The sequence below is a fragment of the Streptomyces asoensis genome, from assembly GCF_013085465.1.
Classification (GTDB): domain Bacteria; phylum Actinomycetota; class Actinomycetes; order Streptomycetales; family Streptomycetaceae; genus Streptomyces; species Streptomyces cacaoi_A.
In genome coordinates, this window is record NZ_CP049838.1 from 804,068 (window position 1) to 824,679 (window position 20,612).

General features: G+C 70.9%; 18 protein-coding genes. 10 read left to right on the forward strand and 8 right to left on the reverse strand.

All coding sequences use genetic code 11. The features are described from left to right. Window positions 1-30: 30 nt before the first annotated feature. The 4 genes from G9272_RS03670 to G9272_RS03685 all read right to left on the reverse strand — a co-directional run bounded on the left by G9272_RS03670 (window position 31) and on the right by G9272_RS03685 (window position 2,882). Complete coding sequence (locus tag G9272_RS03670; RefSeq protein WP_171395172.1) at window positions 31-552, reverse strand: hypothetical protein; 522 nt, start codon at window positions 550-552, stop codon at window positions 31-33. 191 nt (window positions 553-743) lie between these two features. Beyond that, window positions 744-1,604, reverse strand: coding sequence for an ABC transporter permease (locus tag G9272_RS03675; RefSeq protein ID WP_171395173.1), 861 nt, complete (start codon window positions 1,602-1,604; stop codon window positions 744-746). Further along, window positions 1,564-2,415, reverse strand: coding sequence for an ABC transporter ATP-binding protein (locus tag G9272_RS03680; RefSeq protein ID WP_171395174.1), 852 nt, complete (start codon window positions 2,413-2,415; stop codon window positions 1,564-1,566). The genes G9272_RS03675 and G9272_RS03680 overlap by 41 nt, the downstream gene beginning before the upstream one ends. Then, the gene (locus G9272_RS03685; protein WP_171395175.1) at window positions 2,412-2,882 is read right to left on the reverse strand and encodes a MarR family winged helix-turn-helix transcriptional regulator; all 471 of its coding nucleotides are present in this window, start codon (window positions 2,880-2,882) and stop codon (window positions 2,412-2,414) included. The genes G9272_RS03680 and G9272_RS03685 overlap by 4 nt, the downstream gene beginning before the upstream one ends. Window positions 2,883-3,158: 276 nt before the next feature. Between G9272_RS03685 and G9272_RS03690 the strand changes: the two genes are divergently transcribed. Next, on the forward strand, window positions 3,159-3,950 hold the full coding sequence (locus G9272_RS03690; RefSeq protein WP_171395176.1) for a SigB/SigF/SigG family RNA polymerase sigma factor: 792 nt from the start codon (window positions 3,159-3,161) through the stop codon (window positions 3,948-3,950). A gap of 230 nt (window positions 3,951-4,180) precedes the next feature. After that, entirely contained in the window at window positions 4,181-4,984 is an 804-nt protein-coding gene (locus tag G9272_RS03695; RefSeq protein WP_171395177.1) for a VOC family protein, read from the forward strand. A 12-nt stretch (window positions 4,985-4,996) separates the two neighbouring features. On the opposite strand, the gene glgX is transcribed toward G9272_RS03695, so the two are convergent. Together glgX and G9272_RS03705 are read right to left on the reverse strand one after the other, a co-directional pair. Beyond that, a complete protein-coding gene (gene glgX, locus G9272_RS03700) occupies window positions 4,997-7,114 on the reverse strand; it encodes a glycogen debranching protein GlgX (protein WP_171401827.1) in 2,118 nt (705 codons plus the stop codon). A 62-nt stretch (window positions 7,115-7,176) separates the two neighbouring features. Beyond that, entirely contained in the window at window positions 7,177-7,689 is a 513-nt protein-coding gene (locus tag G9272_RS03705; RefSeq protein WP_171395178.1) for a pep a2, read from the reverse strand. A 297-nt stretch (window positions 7,690-7,986) separates the two neighbouring features. Between G9272_RS03705 and G9272_RS03710 the strand changes: the two genes are divergently transcribed. The 8 genes from G9272_RS03710 to G9272_RS03745 all read left to right on the forward strand — a co-directional run bounded on the left by G9272_RS03710 (window position 7,987) and on the right by G9272_RS03745 (window position 19,621). Beyond that, complete coding sequence (locus tag G9272_RS03710; protein ID WP_171395179.1) at window positions 7,987-8,286, forward strand: DUF5133 domain-containing protein; 300 nt, start codon at window positions 7,987-7,989, stop codon at window positions 8,284-8,286. Between the two features lie 75 nt (window positions 8,287-8,361). Further along, entirely contained in the window at window positions 8,362-10,317 is a 1,956-nt protein-coding gene (locus G9272_RS03715) for an alpha-1,4-glucan--maltose-1-phosphate maltosyltransferase (RefSeq protein WP_171395180.1), read from the forward strand. Between the two features lie 32 nt (window positions 10,318-10,349). After that, entirely contained in the window at window positions 10,350-12,086 is a 1,737-nt protein-coding gene (treS, locus tag G9272_RS03720; protein ID WP_171395181.1) for a maltose alpha-D-glucosyltransferase, read from the forward strand. A 28-nt stretch (window positions 12,087-12,114) separates the two neighbouring features. Continuing rightward, the gene (locus G9272_RS03725) at window positions 12,115-13,476 is read left to right on the forward strand and encodes a maltokinase N-terminal cap-like domain-containing protein (protein ID WP_171395182.1); all 1,362 of its coding nucleotides are present in this window, start codon (window positions 12,115-12,117) and stop codon (window positions 13,474-13,476) included. A 5-nt stretch (window positions 13,477-13,481) separates the two neighbouring features. Next, window positions 13,482-15,686 carry a 1,4-alpha-glucan branching enzyme gene (gene glgB, locus G9272_RS03730; protein WP_171395183.1) on the forward strand — a complete coding sequence of 735 codons (2,205 nt, stop codon included), beginning with the start codon at window positions 13,482-13,484 and terminating at the stop codon, window positions 15,684-15,686. A 57-nt stretch (window positions 15,687-15,743) separates the two neighbouring features. Next, window positions 15,744-16,832, forward strand: a complete 1,089-nt coding sequence (locus tag G9272_RS03735; RefSeq protein WP_171395184.1) for a glutamate--cysteine ligase 2 — start codon at window positions 15,744-15,746, stop codon at window positions 16,830-16,832. Between the two features lie 231 nt (window positions 16,833-17,063). After that, the gene (locus G9272_RS03740) at window positions 17,064-18,968 is read left to right on the forward strand and encodes an AMP-dependent synthetase/ligase (RefSeq protein ID WP_171395185.1); all 1,905 of its coding nucleotides are present in this window, start codon (window positions 17,064-17,066) and stop codon (window positions 18,966-18,968) included. 206 nt (window positions 18,969-19,174) lie between these two features. After that, on the forward strand, window positions 19,175-19,621 hold the full coding sequence (locus G9272_RS03745; RefSeq protein ID WP_171395186.1) for an ATP-binding protein: 447 nt from the start codon (window positions 19,175-19,177) through the stop codon (window positions 19,619-19,621). 40 nt (window positions 19,622-19,661) lie between these two features. Here the strand turns inward: G9272_RS03745 and G9272_RS03750 are convergent, their stop codons facing one another. Then, window positions 19,662-20,120, reverse strand: coding sequence for an ATP-binding protein (locus G9272_RS03750; protein ID WP_171395187.1), 459 nt, complete (start codon window positions 20,118-20,120; stop codon window positions 19,662-19,664). Continuing rightward, entirely contained in the window at window positions 20,117-20,488 is a 372-nt protein-coding gene (locus tag G9272_RS03755; protein ID WP_171395188.1) for a PRC-barrel domain containing protein, read from the reverse strand. Before G9272_RS03755 ends, G9272_RS03750 begins: the two co-directional genes overlap by 4 nt. Window positions 20,489-20,612 lie beyond the last annotated feature (124 nt).

A 20,612-nucleotide genomic window follows, 5' to 3' on the forward strand; every position in this document is an offset into this window, starting at 1 on the left:
CCGTCGACCCGTCGACGGGCGCGGCACCCCTCAGGCGCTGCCCTCTTCGGCCTGGTCGCGCAGGAAGTTGCTGACCTGGCGGGCCAGGCTGTCGCGTCCCGCGCCGGCCGGGGCCCCGCCGGATCCCTCGGCCAGGCCGATGCCGCCCGTCCACAGCCGGCGGTCGGCCCAGTCGTCGTCGACCCGCAGCTGGACCTGGACGTCCACCTGGGCGAGCGACGCCTCGGGTCCCGCCGCGTACAGCACGGCGGTGGCCCGGCGCAGCGGGTAGACGTCGAAGCCCTCGATGAACTGCGAGTTGCGCCAGTCGATGAACGCGCTCTCGCCCTCGGGCCCGAGCCGTACGTCGATCTGGCCGTCCTCGAGGTGGATCGTGGAGTGGTTGCCGCCCCGGTTCTCGACGGTCACCCGCAGGCAGAAGTACGTCAGCCCCTCGGCGGCGTCGTCGCGTCCCCTGGGCGGCTCACTCTGCTCCAGGCGGTGGACGCGGACCCGCAGACCGGCATGCTCGTCGTACTCCTGCCAGTCCCCGACCACGTTCGGCTCGTACACAGTCCACCTCTCGACTTCTACCGGCTGCTTCCTATCCGTGCGCCGATCGCACTGTCAAATGAGCAGAATGCGCTGTGGCCAGGGAATTCATCCCTTTTGATCGCTGATCAAGCCGTGCGCAGGCAGAATCCGCCGACAGGCCTGGAAAGGGCTTGTCGCGGGCGTGCCGCACATCACGTTCCCGGGCGGGCTCAGCGGGCCAGCCGGCCCAGGAGGGAGGAGGCCGCGGCGATGCCGAGCGCGGCGGCCACGATCAGCACCCCGAAGTCGAGGGCGAGGTGCGCGGGCGTGCCGAGGAGCAGCCCCCGCAGCGCGTCCACCTCGTAGCTGAGGGGGTTGACCTTGCTGACGGCCTGGAGCCAGCCCGGCATGATGTCGACCGGGTAGAGCGCGTTGGAGCCGAAGAACAGCGGCATGGTGATCGCCTGCCCGAAGCCCATGAGGCGGTCGCGGCTGAGGACGATGCCCGCGATGGTCATCGACAGGCAGGAGAAGAAGGCCGAGCCGAGGACGACGATCACGGCGACCCCGAGCAGCTTCAGCGGGTTCCAGGTCAGGGCGACGCCGAGCAGGGCGGCGATGACGACCACGACGACCGCCTGGATCACCGACTTCACCCCGGCCGCGAACGCCTTGCCGGTGATGAGCGCGGAGCGCGGGGTCGGCGTGACGAGCAGCTTGTTGAGAACGCCCGCGTCCCGCTCCCAGATGATCTGGATGCCGTAGAAGATCGCGATGAACATCGCGGACTGGGCGATGATGCCGGGCGCCAGATAGTCGATGTAGGGGATGCCGTCGGTCGGGATCGCCTTGATGCGGGTGAAGGTCTGACCGAAGATCAGCAGCCACAGGGCGGGCTGGACGGCCCGGGTGTACAGCTCGGTGCGGTCGTGGCGCAGTTTCTGTAGTTCGACGGCGCACAGGGCGGCGACCCGGGCCGGCAGCAGTCGCCAGCCGACGCGGGGCCGGGGCGGCCGCAGCAGCAGGTCGATGTTCTGCGGGCGGGCGCGGTCAGCCGACGCGCTGAGCGGTACGGCGGGTGCTTCGGACATCGCGGAAATCTCCTGCCTGCTCGTCGAGGCCGCTGCCGGCGACGTCCCGGAAGACGTCCTCCAGGGTCGGCAGCGGGGCCGTGGCCGGCGCGCCCTCGGCGCGTCGGCGTTCTCCGAGCCCCTGCCGGAGCTCGGCGGGTGTGCCGAGGGCGCGGATCCGGCCGTGGTGCATCAGGCCGACCCGGTCGCAGTACTGGTCGGCCTCGTCCATGTAGTGCGTGGTCACCAGGACGGTCATGCCGGTGGCCTCGCGTACGGCGGTGATGTGCTCCCAGACACCCGTTCGGGCGATCGGGTCGAGGCCGATCGTCGGCTCGTCGAGAATCAGCAGCCGGGGCGCGCTGACCAGGGCCTGGGCGAGTTCGAGACGCCGGACCATGCCGCCGGAGTAGGTGCCGGCGAGCCGGTCGGCGGCGTCCGTGAGACCGACGGCGCCCAGCGCCTGGTCGACGCGTTCGGCACGCTCGCGCCGGGACACGTCGAAGACGCGGGCGAAGAGGGAGACGTTCTCCCTGCCGGTGAGCCCCGAGTCGGCGGACAGCTGCTGCGGGACGTAGCCGAGCAGCCGTCGTACGGCCATGCGGTCGCCGGCGGCGTCGTGACCGAAGACGCGCACCATGCCGGACGGGACCGGCAGCAGGGTCGTGATGCAGCGGATGGCGGTGGTCTTGCCGGCGCCGTTGGGTCCGAGCAGGCCGAAGACCTCGCCCTCCCGGACGGTCAGCTCGAGCCCGTCGACCGCCTTCGTGTCACCGAAGGCGTAGGCGAGCCGGGTACAGGCGACGGCGTCCGTGCCAGTGTCGGTCGTCATGACTCCTCGGCCTCCTCGTGCAGGTTGACGGCGAGCGCGCGCAGGGCCGGGAGCGCCGCGCGCAGGGCCTCCCGGTCGGCGGGGTCGAGGCGGGCGACGTGCCGGCCGACGAGCGCGGCGCGCCGCTCCCGCCACGCCCGCAGCCGGGCCTCGGCCGCCTCGGTGAGCAGCAGTCGGGCGACGCGCCGGTCGGCGGGGTCGGTCTCGCGGACCAGGTAGCCGTCCTTGACCAGCTGGTTGACGAGGGTCGAGACGGAGTTGCCCGCCAGGTACAGCTCCCTGGCCGCGTCCGAGACGCCGATGCCGGGCCGCGTCTCGACCAGGCGCAGCAGCTCGACCTCGGCACCGCGCAGCCGCGGCACGGTCAGACCGGCCCGCAGCCGCCGCCTGAGCAGCCGCTGGACGCCGACGAGCGCGTCGGCGAGCTCTTCCGGGAACGTCTCCTGGTCCCACCGTTCCTGCTCCACGGGGACGAGATTACCTCTGTGTCAGAGGTAATCGACCCAAGGAAGAGTCAAGGGTGAGAGCCGAGGGTGAGAGTCAAGGAGCGGCACGGAACAAATAGGGAGAAACTGTTTCAAGAGGCTCAATGGCGGGCATTCGGACAAGAGTGCTTCGGACAGGAGGCACGTCCGTGGGATCCCGCCGTGCGGTCGGTCCCGGGTGTTCTCCCGTCAGCCCGAGTGCGCGGTTCCCACGGTGCCCGGCCCTCCATCGGCATCCTTCTGAGGAAGGCGCGCGTGATGCGTAGCACCGTCAGAACGAAGCAGCACCCCCACGACGACGCGCCGGACACCGGCGAGTCCTTCGTGCGGCTCACCGGTCTGCCCGACGGGCCGGAGCGCCAGGCGCTCAAGGACGAGCTGGTGCGCCTGTGGCTGCCCATGGCCGAACGTATCGCCGTCCGGTTCCGGGGGCGCGGCGAGAACCTCGAGGACCTGTACCAGGTCGCCGCCCTGGGACTCGTCAAGGCCGTCGACCACTACGACCCGGAACGCGGTCGCGCCTTCGAGGCGTACGCGGTCCCGACGATCACCGGTGAGATCAAGCGGCACTTCCGCGACCACATGTGGACGCTGCACGTGCCTCGCCGGGTCCAGGACCTGCGCAACCGGGTACGGAGCGCCGCGAAGGAGCTGTCGCAGACGACTCCGGGGCGCCCGCCCACCGTCGCCGAGATCGCCGCGTACGCGCAGCTCACCGAGGACGAGGTGCGCACCGGCACGGAGGCGCTGGAGTGCTTCTCCGCGCTGTCGCTGGAGGCGGAGCTGCCCGGCACCGACGGCTACGCGCTCGAGGACGCCCTGGGCGACCCCGATCCCGGTTACGACGCCGTCGTCGACCGGGTGGCCGTGGCGCCCTGTCTGCGGGCCCTGCCGGAGCGCGAACGGACGATCCTGTACATGCGGTTCTTCGCGGGCATGACCCAGAGCCGGATCGCCGAACAGCTGGGCATCTCGCAGATGCATGTCTCACGCCTGCTCAGTGGCTGCTTCGCGCGGCTGCGCGAGGAGATCGCCGCCGACGCGGACTGACTCTCGCCCCGAGGGGCCTCACCCCAAGGATCCAACGGCGGCGCGCCGGAAATCCTGGTGGGGCCGTCGTGGAGCGCCAAGATCCGGGCCGTTTCATCAGTCGTTCCCTGCGGTACTCGTGCCACCGCTCCATCGTGTCGGCGGGTCGCTCGGCAGGCGGCCGGGACGGTTCCGGCCGGACACTGGTGGTAGCCCCGCCCGCCGGCCGAGAGACCAGGAACGCGAGTGCCATGAACCGTCGCCCGACATCCGCCCCCGGTACGCGGGGATCCGTCTCCACGCACTCCGTGTTCGGTGCGCCCTGCTGGGTGAGCCTGACCAGCCGCGATCTGGATGCCACGCAGAAGTTCTACGGGGCCGTCCTGGGCTGGGAGTGGCGCCGGGGCGTGCTCGGCGACCACTTCAGGACGGCGCTGGTCGGCAGCGTCCCGGTCGCCGGTGTGGCCGCCGTCGCCTCGATGTGGCAGATGGCGGTCGCCTGGACGCCGTACTTCGCCGTCCCCAGCGCGGACGACGCCGCCTCCCGGACCCGGGAACGCGGCGGGACGGTGGCCGTGGGCCCGATCTCGCTGCCGCCGGGCCGTGCGGCACTGCTGGCCGACCGGGACGGCGCGACCTTCGGTGTCTGGGAGGGCGAGCTGCTCGGCAACTGGGAGGCCTGGCGGCAGGACGCGCCCGCCTTCATCAGGCTCCACACCCGCGACGCCTTCGACTCCGCCATCTTCTACGGCGAGATCCTCGACTGGGCCACGGACCACCCCGGCTGCGTCGAGGTCCACTACGAGCGCGGCGAGGTCGTGCTGCGCAGCCGGGGCGATGTCGTCGCCCGGATCGAGTCGGGCGCGCTGGAGGCGGCGCCCGACCCCACGATCCGTCCGCACTGGCAGATCCACTTCGCCGTCGCGGACGTGACGGCCTGTGCCCGGGCGGCCGAGAAACACGGCGGCAGCGTGCTGATCGAGACCGCCCACGAGGCCGTGCTGCGCGACCCGGACGGCGCCCAGTTCACGGTGACCTCGAGCCGGGGGCGCTGAGCGCCCCCGGTCTCAGTCGGAACGGCGCGGGGGCCGGGCCAGCACGATCAGGCCGCGATCCTCCAGCGTCACCTCCGCGCCGGCCTTGTACTCCGTCTCGTCCGGGCCGCCGTCGGGCTCCGTGGTGTCGGCGCACACCGTCCAGCGCTCGCCGTACGCGGCGTCGGGCAGCCGGAAGACGACGGGTTCCCAGTAGCTGTTGAACAGCAGCAGGAACGAGTCGTCCACGACGGGCCGGCCACGGGGGTCGGGTTCGGCGATGGCGTCGCCGTTGAGGAAGACAGCGACGCTGTGCGCGTCGGCGCGCTGCCAGTCGCGATCCGTCATCTCGCGCGCGTCCGGCAGCAGCCAGACGAGATCGGGCAGCGGCTGCCGGGCGTGCCTGACGGTCTCGCCCCGGAAGAAGCGGCGCCGCCGCAGCACGGGGTGGGCGGCGCGCAGGGCGACGAGGCGCCGGCAGAAGTCCGCCAGGCCCCGCTGCTCGTCGGTCAACCGCCAGTCGACCCAGGAGACTTCGCTGTCCTGGCAGTAGGCGTTGTTGTTGCCGCCCTGGGTGCGGCCGAGTTCGTCGCCGTGACCGATCATCGGGATGCCCTGCGACAGCAGCAGCGTGGCGAGCAGGTTGCGCTGTTGCCGGGCCCGCAGTTCGAGGACCGCCGGGCGCTCGGTGGGCCCCTCGGTCCCGCAGTTCCAGGAGCGGTTGGCGCTCTCGCCGTCCCGGTTGCCCTCACCGTTGGCCTCGTTGTGCTTGTCGTTGTACGAGACGAGGTCACGCAGGGTGAAACCGTCGTGCGCGGTGACGAAGTTGACGCCGGCGCGCGGCCGGCGTCTGCTGTGGGCGTAGAGGTCCGAGGAGCCGGTCAGCCGGGAGGCGAACTCGCCCAGCGAGCCGGGTTCCGCGCGCCAGAAGTCGCGTACGGCGTCGCGGTAGGGGCCGTTCCACTCCGACCACAGCGGCGGGAAGTTGCCCACCTGGTAGCCGCCCTCGCCGACGTCCCAGGGTTCGGCGATGAGCTTGACGCGGCTGATCACGGGGTCCTGCTGGATGAGGTCGAAGAACGCGGACAGCCGGTCCACCTCGTGGAACTGGCGGGCGAGGGTGGCCGCGAGGTCGAAGCGGAAGCCGTCGACATGCATCTCCGTCACCCAGTACCGCAGCGAGTCCATGATCAGCTGAAGGACGTACGGGTGCCTCATGAGCAGGCTGTTGCCGGTGCCGGTGGTGTCGTAGTAGTGCGACCAGTCGCCGTCCACGAGCCGGTAGTAGGAGGCGTTGTCGATGCCGCGGAAGGAGAGGGTGGGGCCCTTCTCGTTGCCCTCGGCGGTGTGGTTGTAGACGACGTCGAGGATCACTTCCAGGCCGGCCGCGTGCAGCGCCTTCACCATGGACTTGAACTCGGTGACCTGCTCGCCTCGGGTGCCGTGGGCGGCGTACGCGTTGTGCGGGGCGAAGAAGCCGATGGTGTTGTAGCCCCAGTAGTTGGACAGGCCCCGGTCCGTCAGCACACCGTCCTGCACGTACTGGTGCACGGGCATCAGCTCGATCGCCGTCACGCCCAGCGAGATGAGGTGCTCGGTCACCGCGGGGTGCGCGAGACCGGCGTAGGTGCCCCGCAGGTCGGGCGGAACCTCGGGATGGGTGCGGGTCAGGCCGCGTACATGGGCCTCGTAGATCACCGTGTCGGCGTAAGGGCGCCGGGGCGGCTCGTCCTCACCCCAGTCGAAGGCGGCGTCGGTGACCACGCCGAGCAGGGTGTGCCCGGCGCTGTCCGCCGGGTCGGGGCGGTCACCGGCGCGCTCGAAGAGGGAGGCGTGGTTGTCGATCTGGCCGTCGACGGCGCGCGCGTAGGGGTCGAGGAGCAGCTTGGCCGGGTTGCACCGGTGGCCGGAGCCGGGGTTCCACGGGCCGTGCACCCGGAAGCCGTAGCGCTGCCCGGGACCGATCCCGGGCAGGTACGCGTGCCAGACGAAGCCGTCGACCTCGGTCAGCGGGACACCGCGGGTGGCGCCGTCGTCGTCGACGAGGACGAGGTCGACGCGTTCGGCGACCTCGCTGAACAGCGCGAAGTTGGTGCCCTGTCCGTCGAAGTCGGCGCCCAGCGGGAAGGGATGCCCGCTCCAGGCGGGCACCCCGGCACTCCGGTCCGTCCGGTTCCTGCGGTCCTTGCGGTCCTTCCGGTTCGGCCGTGAGGTCACCGAGCGGCCTCCAGGACGCCGTGTGCCTCGCCCGCCGGGGCGGCCAGGGCCGCCACCGGCAGTTCGCGGGGCACTTGACGCACCTCGCGCAGGCTCGGCGCGGGCGCGGTCGGCACCAGCGGGACCCGTTCGCCGGAGCGGGCCCGCTGGGAGAACCAGATCACCTGGCTTCCGGTGCCGGTGGCGCAGCACCCCCAGCCGTCGCTCATCACGGCGATGCGCTCCAGACAGGCTCGCAGGTCCTGGTCGGGACGCAGCCCGTGGTCCTGACCCCCGATGGCCGTGATCAGGTGTTGTCCGTTCCACCACATCTCGATCGAGGTGTGCTTGTCCGTGGCGTGCTCGTCGATCGCGGTCAGCAGCATCTCGGCGCCGCGGCAGACGGTCTCGACGTGTGTCTCGAGCTCCCAGTAGGACAGATGGGCGGCCAATATGCGCCTGACCTGTCCGACCCGTTCCGGACAGACGTCCACATCGAGGTGGTAGTAGCAGGGGACTGCTGTCTTCATCGTCGTTCGCTCCTCACCGGCGAGGCTCCCACTCCTGCTCGGCCCGACGGGCCAGAGTTCCCCAATACGAAGCGTGAGCGGTAATCGCTTCAGAGTCACAACCACAGTGGGGCTGCTACGCCATTCGTGCAACACGAGCACACCACAACCAAGATCCAACAGGACGTTGGGTGATGCGCCGTGCACCATAAGTGAAGGCCTCACAAGGTCGGACACTTCGCGCCTCCGCGCAACGGGCCGACCCGGCCGCCTCGAGCGACCTCCCCTTGCTTGAACTCCCGGAAGGTGCACAGCGCGATGCTGCAACCAGCGAAGACAGAAGTCGCCAGGACCTTGCGCAATTACCGGGCCTGGGAGCGGGACATGCTGGCGCGACCCGACGACCGCACGGCGCGGGCCGCGTTCGAGGACTGCGGCTACACCCTCTGCGTGCTGATGGGCAAGCGCTGCGCACGGGAGGCCGCGGACGCCGCCGACCAGTATCTGCGGGCCGGTGTGGACGCCCTCCACCGGGAGCGCTGGGGCCTGAGCCGGAGAAACGGCGTCGCGCGGCTCTCCGTGACGCGGCCCCTCCCCTGCCTGCCCGCGGAGACGTAGCGCTCCACGCAGGTGCAGTCCGTTCGCCCAACACCGGGCGGACGAAGCCATTTTCGAGCTAGCGGAGGTGCAAGGGTGAAGTCCACCAGGGCGATCGGCCGTATCCCGGTGCGGGACGTCGAACCGCGCGTGGAGTGCGGTAGGCGGCCGGCGAAAGCCGTGACCGGGGAGACGGTGCGGATCTCCGCGACGGTGTTTCGCGAGGGCCACGACGCCATCGGCGCCAACGTGGTCCTCAAGAACCCGGACGGCGGCCGCGGGCCCTGGACGCCGATGCGCGAACTCACCCCCGGCAGCGACCGCTGGGGAGCCGATGTGACCCTGGAGGCCATGGGCCGCTGGACCTACACCGTGGAGGCCTGGAGCGACCCGATCGCCACCTGGCGCCACCATGCGGAGATCAAGATCCCGGCCGGGATCGACCCGGGTCTGGTTCTGGAGGAGGGCGGACAGCTCTACGAGCGAGCGGCCGCCCGGGCCCCGCGCGGACCGGAGCGCACCCTGCTGCGGGACGCGGCGAAGAAGCTGCTCGACGACTCCGCTGCGGTGGCCGAGCGCTACGCGGCGGCGCTTACGCCGCAGGTCGACGCCGTGCTCGGCCGGTATCCGCTGCGGGAGCTGGTCACCGCGTCCGAGCCGCTGCCGCTGCTGGTCGAGCGGGAACGCGCCCTGTACGGCGCCTGGTACGAGTTCTTCCCGCGCTCCGAGGGCACCGCCGAGCGCCCGCACGGCACCTTCCGCACCGCCGCGCGCAGGCTCCCCGCCATCGCCGCGATGGGCTTCGACGTCGTCTACCTCCCGCCCGTCCACCCCATCGGCACGACCTTCCGCAAGGGCCGCAACAACGCGTTGAACGCCGCGTCGGGCGATGTCGGGGTGCCCTGGGCGATCGGCTCGCCGGAGGGCGGTCACGACGCCGTCCACCCGGAGCTGGGCACGCTGGAGGACTTCGCCTGGTTCGTGGAGCGGGCGGCTGAGCTCGGCCTGGAGATCGCCCTCGACTTCGCCCTCCAGTGCTCCCCCGACCACCCCTGGGTGCACAAGCACACCGAGTGGTTCCACCACCGCCCCGACGGCACCATCGCGTACGCCGAGAACCCGCCGAAGAAGTACCAGGACATCTATCCGATCGCCTTCGACGCCGACATGAAGGGCCTGGTCTCCGAGACCGTGCGGGTCCTGCGGCACTGGATGTCGTACGGGGTGCGGATCTTCCGGGTCGACAACCCGCACACCAAGCCGGTCGTGTTCTGGGAGCGGGTCATCGCGGACATCAACCGCACCGACCCCGACGTGATCTTCCTCGCCGAGGCCTTCACCCGCCCCGCGATGATGCACACCCTCGCGCAGATCGGCTTCCAGCAGTCCTACACCTACTTCACCTGGCGCAACACCAAGGACGAGCTCACCGAGTACCTCACCGAGCTCTCGGGGGACGCCGCCTCCTACATGCGGCCCAACCTGTTCGCCAACACCCCCGACATCCTGCACCCCTACCTCCAGCACGGCGGCCGTCCCGCCTTCGAGATCCGCGCCGTCCTCGCCGCCACCCTCTCGCCGACCTGGGGCGTCTACAGCGGCTACGAACTCTGCGAGAACACGCCTCTGCGCGAGGGCGGCGAGGAGTACCTCGACTCGGAGAAGTACCAGCTCAAACCCCGTGACTGGGCGGCCGCCGAGCGCGCGGGCCACAGCCTCGCCCCGCTGCTCACCAGGCTCAACGAGATCCGGCGGGCGCACCCGGCCCTGCACTGGCTGCGGAACCTCCGATTCCACGGCACGGACAACCCGTCCGTCATCGCGTACAGCAAGCGCGCGGGTTCGAACACGGTTCTGGTGGTCGTCAACCTCGATCCCCACCACACCCAGGAGGCGACGGTCTCGTTGGACATGCCGCAACTCGGCCTGGACGACGGCGCGTCCCTGAGCGTGCACGACGAACTGACCGGCGAGACGTACGCCTGGGGCAGGACGAACTACGTGCGCCTGGAGCCCGGCCGGACACCTGCCCACGTGTTCCACGTCCGGTGACCCGCACCGCCGATCGGAGGCCCCAGACCGCCATGACCGTCAACTCCCCTGTCCCGGACACCTTCGAGGACACGCCCGCCAAGGACCGCGACCCCGAGTGGTTCAAACGCGCCGTGTTCTACGAGGTCCTCGTCCGTTCCTTCCAGGACAGCAACGGCGACGGCGTCGGCGACCTCAAAGGCATCACCGCCAAACTCGACTACCTCCAATGGCTGGGAGTCGACTGCCTCTGGCTGCCGCCCTTCTTCAAATCACCCCTACGGGACGGCGGATACGACGTATCCGACTACACCGCCGTCCTCCCCGAATTCGGCGACCTCGCCGACTTCGTCGAATTCGTCGACGCCGCCCACCAACGCGGCATGCGCGTCATCATCGACTTCGTGATGAACCACACCAGCGACCAGCACCCGTGGTTCCAGGAATCGAGGAAAGACCCCGACGGCCCCTACGGCGACTACTACATGTGGGCCGACGACGACAAACAGTACGGCGACGCCCGCATCATCTTCGTCGACACCGAAGTCTCCAACTGGACCTTCGACCCCGTCCGCAAGCAGTACTTCTTCCACCGCTTCTTCTCCCACCAGCCGGACCTCAACTACGAGAACCCGGCCGTGCAGGAGGAGATCCTGGCCGCCCTCCGCTTCTGGCTCGACCTCGGGATCGACGGCTTCCGACTGGACGCGGTGCCCTATCTCTACGCGGCCGAGGGCACCAACTGCGAGAACCTGCCGGCCACCCACGAGTTCCTCAAACGGGTCCGCCGCGACATCGACATCCACTACCCGGACACGGTGATCCTCGCCGAGGCCAACCAGTGGCCCGAGGACGTGGTCGACTACTTCGGCGACTACGCCTCCGGCGGCGACGAATGCCACATGGCGTTCCACTTCCCCGTCATGCCCCGCATCTTCATGGCGGTCCGCCGGGAATCCCGCTACCCGGTATCGGAAATCCTCGCCAAGACCCCCGCGATCCCCTCCCGCTGCCAGTGGGGCATCTTCCTGCGCAACCACGACGAGCTCACCCTCGAAATGGTCACCGACGAGGAACGCGACTACATGTACGCGGAATACGCGAAAGACCCGCGTATGCGCGCCAACATCGGCATCCGCCGCCGGCTCGCCCCCCTCCTCGACAACGACCGCAACCAGATCGAGCTCTTCACCGCCCTGCTGCTCTCCCTCCCCGGCTCGCCGATCCTCTACTACGGCGACGAGATCGGCATGGGCGACAACATCTGGCTCGGCGACCGCGACGCCGTCCGCACCCCCATGCAGTGGACACCGGACCGCAACGCGGGCTTCTCGTCCTGCGACCCGGGCCGGCTGTCCCTTCCCGTGATCATGGATCCTGTCTACGGATACCAGGTCACCAACGTCGAGGCGTCGATGTCGTCGCCCTCCTCACTGCTGCACTGGACCCGGCGAATGATCGAGATCCGCAAGCAGAACCCCGCCTTCGGCCTCGGCACCTACACCGAACTCCAGTCCTCCAACCCGGCCGTCCTCGCCTTCCTCCGGGAGGCACCCCTGACGGCCGACGGAGGGGACGACGTGGTGCTGTGCGTGCACAACTTCTCGCGCTCCGCGCAGCCCACCGAACTCGACCTGCGCCGGTTCGACGGCCGCCATCCCGTCGAGCTCTTCGGCGGGGTCCGCTTTCCGGCCATCGGGGAACTGCCCTACCTGCTCACCCTCGCGGGACACGGCTTCTATTGGTTCCGGCTCACCAGAGCCGCGTCCCGGATCGGCCGCCGCCCGTGAGCGAGCGCCGGGGAAAGGATGGGTCACCGTGACGAAGACCGCACCCCTGCGACCGAACAGCGCGAGCGGCGTCCGCTCCGTCGGGCCGCTCGCCGCGCTGCTGTGCGAGTGGCTGCCGCGGCAGCGCTGGTTCGCCGGCAAGGACCGGCCCCTCACCGACCTGCGCATGCTGTCGATGACCGAGCTGTACCCGGGCTGTCTGCATCTGCTCGTGCACGCCGATCAGTCGGGCGTCCCGACTCCCGGGGGCACCCCCCCGGCCGGCGACTGCTATCAGCTGCTCCTGGGCCTCCAGGAACACCTGTCGCCGCGCCTGGGACGGGCACTGATCGGCAGGGTGGAGGACGGGCCACTGGCCGGTCTGACGGTCCATGACGCGCTTCAGGACCCCCGGTCGGCGCATCTGCTCCTGGAGCGGATGAGGCACCCCGGCACGCTGGGCCCGCTGTGCTTCGAGTCCGACCCGTCCGTGTCGCTGCCCGCCGGGCTCGCCCCCCGGCTGCTGGAGGCCGAGCAGTCCAACACCTCGCTGGTGTACGGGGACGCGCTCATCCTGAAGATCTTCCGGCGTATCCAGCCCGGGGTGAACCCCGATCTGGAGGTACCGGTCGCGCTGGCCGGGCAGGGGTGCGGGCGGGTGCCCGCACCCGTGGCCTGGTTCCGCACGACACATCCGCAGGAGGCGACCCTCGGCGTGCTCCAGCCGTTCCTGCCCGACGCGTCGGACGGCTGGACGCTGGCTCTGCGGGCCCTCGCCCGCGGGGAGGACTTCACGGCGGAGGCCGAGGAACTGGGGCGGGCCACGGCGGACGTCCACCTCGCGCTGGCCGCGGCGCTGCCGGCCGGTCCGGACGCCGAGGACGGGCGGACGGCGGCGGCGATGACCGAGCGGCTGGAGGCGGCCGCGCACCACGTGCCGGCGCTGCGCCCGTTCGTGCCGGGCCTCACCACCGCCTTCGGCGCGCTCTCCGTGTGCGACGCCGGCCCGCCCGCCCAGCGCATCCACGGGGACCTGCACCTCGGGCAGGTCCTGCGCGCCGGACGCGACTGGTTCGTCATCGACTTCGAGGGCGAACCGTCCCGTCCGCTGGCCGAGCGCCGCAGTGCCCACTCCCCGGTCCGGGACATCGCCGGGATGCTGCGCTCGTTCGACTACGCCGCCCGCCAGCGCCGTCCGTGGCGGCCCGAGTGGGCGCGCCGCTGCCGGGAGGCATACTGCGCCGGCTACGCGGCCCGCGCGGGCTGGGACCCCCGCAAGAAGCATGCCCTGCTGCGTGCCTACGAGACGGACCGAGCCGTGTACGAAGTGCTGTACGAGGCCCGTAACCGTCCCGACTGGCTGCCCGTACCCATGGCGGCGATCGAACGACTCGCCGTCCGAGGAGGCTGACCCCTGTGGCCCTGCGTGACACCTCTCCGCCCGAGTCGGCCGGTCCCCGCGCGCGCACGGCGCCCGCGCTCGATCCGGCCGACCGTGGGCGCCTGCTCTCGGGCGCCCACCACGATCCGCACGCCCTGCTGGGCGCGCACCCGGTACCGGGCGGGATCGTCTTTCGGGCGTTGCGGCCCTTCGCGGACGCCGTGAGTGTCGTGATCGACGGCGATCCGACCCCGCTGGTCTCGGAGGGCGACGGTCTCTTCTCCGCCGTCCTGCCGCTCGACGCGGTGCCCGCGTACACGCTGCTGGTGTCGTACGAGGGCGCCGAGCACAAGGTGGACGACCCCTACCGTTTTCTGCCGGCCCTCGGCGACCTGGATCTGCATCTCATCCGTGAGGGGCGGCACGAGGAGCTGTGGAAGGCGCTCGGCGCGGAGCCCATGGCCCACCAGGGCGTGATCGGCACCCGGTTCACGGTGTGGGCGCCGAACGCCCAGGGGGTGCGCGTCGCCGGGGACTTCTGTTTCTGGGACGGGACCGCCTTCCCGATGCGGTCCCTCGGTTCGTCCGGGGTGTGGGAGCTGTTCCTGCCCGGGATCGGCGAGGGCGCCCGGTACAAGTTCGAGATCACCTCGCGTCACGGCCACCGCTTCCTCAAGGCCGACCCGATGGCCCGGCGCGCGGAGGTGCCGCCGGACACCGCCTCGATCGTGCACGCCTCGCGCTACGAGTGGGCGGACGAGGAGTGGATGGCGCACCGGGGCGACATCCCCGTGCATGTGGCGCCGTTCTCCGTCTACGAGGTCCATCTGCCCTCCTGGCGTCCGGGACTGACGTACCGTCAACTCGCCGAGGAGCTGCCGCCGTACGTCAGCGACCTCGGCTTCACGCATGTGGAGTTCATGCCGGTCGCCCAGCATCCATTCTCGGGTTCCTGGGGCTACCAGGTCACCGGGTTCTACGCGCCGGCCTCGCGTCTGGGCACGCCCGACGACCTCAAGTTCCTGGTGGACGCCCTGCACCGGGCCGGGATCGGGGTGATCGTGGACTGGGTGCCGGCGCACTTCCCCAAGGACGATTGGGCGCTGGGCCGGTTCGACGGGGACCCGCTGTACGAGCCGGGCGACTCGCGGCGGGCCGAGCATCCGGACTGGGGGACGTACGAGTTCGACTTCGGGCGCGTCGAGGTGCGCAACTTCCTCGTGGCGAACGCCACTTACTGGTGCGAGGAGTTCCACGTCGACGGGCTGCGGGTGGACGCCGTCGCCTCCATGCTCTACCTCGACTACTCGCGGGACTCCGGACAGTGGTCGCCCAACGTGTTCGGCGGCCGGGAGGACCTGGACGCGATGGCGTTCCTCCAGGAGATGAACGCGACGGTCTATCGCCGCAACCCGGGGGTGGTGACGATCGCGGAGGAGTCCACCGCGTGGGAAGGGGTGACCCGGCCGACCGACAGCGGCGGTCTGGGGTTCGGGCTGAAGTGGAACATGGGCTGGATGCACGACTCGCTGGAGTACATCGCCAAGGAGCCGGTGCACCGCAAGTACCACCACAACGAGATGACCTTCTCGATGGTGTACGCCTGGAGCGAGAACTACGTGCTGCCCATCTCCCACGACGAGGTCGTCCACGGCAAGCAGGCGCTGGTCTCCAAGATGCCCGGCGACTGGTGGCAGCGGCGCGCCAACCACCGCGCGTACCTGGGGTTCATGTGGGCCCACCCCGGCAAGCAACTCCTCTTCATGGGGCAGGAGTTCGCCCAGGGCGCCGAGTGGTCCGAGGCCCACGGCCCCGAGTGGTGGCTGCTGGACCCGGGGTACGCGTCCGCGGGCGATCACCGGGGGGTGCGGGACCTGGTGCGTGATCTCAACACGGTCTACCGGGCCACCCCGGCCCTGTGGGAGCGGGACACCGATCCCGGCGGTTTCCGATGGGTGGTCGGCGACGCCGCGGAGGACAACGTCTTCGCGTTCCTGCGCCACGACGCCCACGGCGCTCCGCTCCTCGCCGTCAGCAACTTCTCCCCCGTCGTGCGCCACGACTACCGGCTCGCCGTGCCCGACGGGGTGCCGGCCTGGCGCGAGCTGCTCAACACCGACGCCGAGTGCTACGGCGGCAGCGGCGTCGTCCACCCCGCCCCCGTCGTGGCGCGGGACGGGGGGATCGCTCTCACACTGCCGCCCCTGGCCACGGTGTGGCTGGCGCCGTCGTCCGTGTGAACAGCCCCGGGCGGGGCATTCGGGTGCGTACCACCCGCCAGAGAGAGGCCGCATCCCGTGCGCACCGTCGGAGTGGAGGAAGAACTCCTCCTGGTCGACCCGGAGACCGGGGAGCCCCAGGCCCTGTCCTCGGCCGTCCTCGCCCGCGCCTCCCGGCGCGGGGCGGAGGAGGACGTCTTCGAGAAGGAACTGCACAGCCAGATGCTCGAGTTCAACACCCACCCGCAGTCGGGCATGGGCGAACTCGGTGCGGAGATCGTCCGCATACGCGGCGAGGCGGCCCGGCACGCGGGGGAGGCCGGGTGCGCGGTCGCCGCGCTCGCCACGTCCCCGTTGCCGGTGCGCCCGTCCATCAGCATGAACCGGCGCTACCAGTGGATGGCGGAGCAGTACGGCATCGCGACGCGTGAGCAGCTGGTGTGCGGCTGCCATGTCCATGTGTCCGTCGACTCGGACGAGGAGGGCGTGGCGGTCGTCGACCGGATCCGGCCCTGGCTGTCGGTGCTGACGGCGCTGAGTGCCAACTCGCCGTTCTGGCAGGGCCGGGAGACGGACTACAGCAGCTATCGCAGCCGGGTGTGGCAGCGCTGGCCGTCGGCCGGGCCGACCGAGCTGTTCGGATCGGCGGACCGCTACCACCAGCGGGTGGCGGACATGGTGGCCACCGGCGCGATCCTCGACGAGGGCATGGTCTACTTCGACGCCCGGCTGTCGGCGCGCTATCCGACGGTGGAGGTGCGGGTGGCGGACGTCTGTCTGCACGCGGACACCGCCCTGCTGATCGCCACGCTGGTCCGCGGCCTCGTCGAGACGGCCGCCCGGGACCGGGAGGCCGGGCGGGAGCCGCTGGACCACAGCGTGAGCCTGCTCCGGCTGGCCGGCTGGCGGGCCGCCCGCTCGGGGCTCACCGAGGACCTGCTGCACCCCGCGACCATGCGGCGCACGCCCGCCGAGACGGTCGTACGGGCTCTGCTGGAGCATGTCGAGGACGCGCTGGCGGACAGCGGCGACCTGGAGCGGGCCCGCACGTCCTGCGCCGAACTGCTGCGGCACGGCAACGGTTCCCATGTCCAGCGCGAGGTGTGGAAGCGCACCGGCAGCCTGCGCGAGGTGGTCACCACCTGCGTGCAGCACACCCAGGCCTGAGGCCACCCCCGTACCGCCGCTGACGTGGCTCGTGCTCTCCGAGTCCCCCCGGACCGCCTGCTTCACCGGTGGCGGGCCGTCGGAAGTGCCGGGCGCCGGCAGGCCGAGATCATCAACGCGGATTACTTATTCGTTCCAGGCCACAACCGGTCCCACCTGGGCTAGATTCGACCACCGTCGATAACGGTTCCCGTCGGCGGAGTCACAGCCCGTACACCTCAGGAGCAGCGCATGCGCGACTTCGCCCTCGCTCCCCCAGCCACCACGCCCCTGACCGGAGGGCTCGCCGACACCGTCTTCGAGACAGCCGCCCGCAGTCCCACACTCCCCGTGCTCTCCCGCCGTCCGGACGGCGCCTCCGCCGACTGGGAGGAGGTGACGGCCGTCGAGCTGCGGGACGAGGTGATCGACCTGGCGAAGGGGTTCGTGGCGTCCGGGATCTCGCCCGGCCACCGCGTCGCGATCATGGCGCGTACCCGGTACGAGTGGACGGTCCTCTCTCACGCGCTGTGGGCGGTGGGCGCCGAGGTCGTCCCCGTCTATCCGACGTCCTCGCGCGAGCAGGTCGAGTGGATCCTGCGGGACTCGAACTGTGTGGGCGTCGTCGTCGAGGACGAACAGAGCGTCATGACCGTGGGGTCGGTGTGCGCGGCCCTGCCCTCGCTGCGCAACGTCTGGCAGTTGGACGCCGGAGCGTTCGAACAGCTCGCGAAGCGCGGCGAGTTGGTGCCGCTCACCACGGTGGACTCGCTGCGCCGGATCGTGCTGCCCGACTCCACCGCGGTGATCGCCTACACCTCCGGGACCTCGGGCCGGCCGTTGGGCTGCGCGCTGAGCCATCGCAGCCTGGCCAGCCCCTGCGACACGCTGCTGGCGGGCTGGGGGCACACGGCCGCCCCCGTCGGCCGGCAGCCGAGCGTCCTCGCCTTCCTGCCGTTCTCCCACGTGTACGGGCTGATGATCCAGGGCCTGTGTCTGCGCGGCGGCATCCTGATGGGCCACGAACCCGATATCGGCGCGGAGGCGCTCGCGGAGTCGCTGCGCACCTTCCGTCCGACGTATCTGTACGCGGTGCCGTCGGTGTTCGAGAAGATCTACAAGAACTTCCTGCGGGCGGCCCAGGAGGCCGGCCGCGGCGCCCTGTTCGAGCGGGCGGCGGAGACGGCCCGGGACTTCGCGGCCGCCGTCGAGCGGCAGCGGCTGGGCCGCGGCTCGGGGCCCGGTTTCGACCTGCGGCTCCAGCACGCCCTGTTCGAACGGACGGTGTACCGCAGACTCCGGGCGGCGCTCGGCGGCCGCGTCCACCGCGCCACCTCGGGCGGCTCCCCCCTCCACCGCGATCTGTCCCTCTTCTACGAGGGCATCGGCATCTATGTGCACGACGGGTACGGCCTGACCGAGACCAGCGGCGGGATCACGATGCAGCCGCTCGGCCGGGAGAAGTCGGGCACCGTCGGACAGGCGCTGCCGGGCATGGACATCCGGGTGGCGGACGACGGGGAGATCCTGGTGCGCGGCCCGTCGGTGTTCCAGGGCTACGTCAACGACGACGCCGCGACACGGGCCGCGCTGTGGGGTGGCTGGCTGGCCACGGGTGACCTCGGGTTCCTGGACTCCGACGGCTACCTCACGATCACCGGCCGCAAGAAGGACGTCATCATCACCAGCAGCGGCAAGAGCGTGGCGCCGGCCTCGCTGGAGCAGCGGTTGCGGATGCATCCGCTCGTCCATCAGGCCGTGGTCGTGGGTGACAACCGGCCCTGCGTGGGCGCGCTGATCACCCTGGACCCCGACTTCCTGGCGCACTGGCGCGGAAACCTGATGCTGCACGGCGACACCCAGAGCCGGGAGGCGCGCGAGGAGAACGCCCTGCGGGAGGAGGTCGGGCGGGCGGTGGCCGCCGCGAACAGCACGGTGTCCCGCTCGGAGTCGATCCGTGCCTTCCGCATCCTGCCGCAGCCGTTCGACCAGACCAACGGCCTGCTGACGCCCTCGATGAAGCTGCGCCGCGACTCGATCGTGGCGCACTACGCGGCGGAGATCGAGGCGATGTACCAGGCCCGGGCGCGGCTGCCCCGGCAGAGCGCCCCGGAGGAGGTGCTGGGCTGGGACGACGCCGACGACGTGTTCCGGTGAGCCGGACGGCCGGTGGGCGGCGGGGGACGGCCGGGGCCGCACACGCTGCGTGGTCGGACAGCCGGCGATCGTGTTCCGCCGTGACCATATGCCGTCGGATGACGGACGCGTAGCCTGGGAGCCCTCGGGAACCCTGTAGGGGCGACGCCAGAGAGCCGTACGAGAAAGGACGACGGTCCCGGAGACTCAGGGGCCGCACTGACGACATGGCAACCGAGCCGCGTGGAAACGACGCACTGTCCGCCTGGGCGATTCCCAGCCGCACGGCCCGCTTCGCGGGCGAACCCCAGGACGTGACGGGTGCCCGGCTGGCCACGGAGGAGTTCCTCCATGAGCTGGCCCGCACCGTGCCGCCCACGGCACCGGAGTGCTGGCACGACATCGTGCTGATCGTGACGGAGCTGGCGGCCAACGCCGTCCAGTACGCGCCGGGCCCCTTCGAACTGTGCCTGCGCCCCACCTTCGACGGCGTGCACGTGACGCTGCACGACACCAACAGCACTCCGCCGTCCCCCCGGCCGTTCCACCCCGACAGCGGGGGTGGCGGCATCGGCTGGTACCTGGTGCACACCCTGTGCAGTCAGGTCAGCGTGGTGGCGAACGAGGCGGGCCAGGGCGAGGGGAAGGACGTGCACGTCTTCCTGCCGTGGTGACCCGCCGACGAGGGCGGGACGAAGGGTCCCGCCCGTCCCGTCAGGCCGGTCTGTCGGTGGTCCGGATCGGCACGAACACGCTGATCGTCTTCCCGCCCCCGGACCGTTTCTCGATGGCGATGTCCCGGGCCAGGCGGACGACCAGCGGCCAGCCGTAGCCACCCACCCGGTGGCCGGCCGGACCCGAGCCCGGCCCGCCCACCGCGGCGGGCACCGCGTCGCTGTGGTCGCGCACGGCCAGCCGGACCCCGTCCCGCACCGGCGTCATCTCGAACCCCGCCAGTCCGCCGCCGTGCCGGAGGGCGTTGGCCACCAGCTCCGAGACGACCAGCAGCAGGTCGATGACGTCCTGCTCGCACGCCGGCCGGGCGGAGCGGTTCCATCGGGCGTCCACCACCGCGCGGGCGTGGGCCCGGGCCGCCGCGGCGGTCTTCACCGGAGTCCCCGGCGCCCCCCGGACGGGCACCGGGCGCGCGGGCGCGAGTCCCTCTTCCCTCATACCGATGGCGTTCCCCGTGGTGTCAGCCGGCGATAGTGATCACCGACGGCGGTGAGGTACGCCGGGTCCGTCGTCTCGCTGTCGGTGTGGAAGCGGGGTGCCTCCTTGACCTCGTCCCCGGTACAGCCCAGGGTCACCTTGCGGTCCGCGTGGTCGACACCCGTCACGATGCCCACCGGGACGACGGCGCTTCTGCCGAACAGCCACACGCCCGTGTCGACGACCAGGTGCCGCATTCCGTGGGGGTCGGCCTCGCGTTCCACATGGCCGAGGGTGCCGTCGGCCGTCAGGACGGCGTAGTCGGTCAGGTCCTGTCCTTCGGCATGTCCACTGTCCGGCGTGTACGACCAGATTCCGTCGATGGTCACACTGCTCCCTTCTCGCGCTCCACAGCTGCCATTACCCGCCCGTGGCTGACGCATTCGGGGCGTGTCTGTCCGTTCCGGACCGAAGGGGGTGGGTATCTGCACCCGTTGGAAAAGTCTGTGCGAA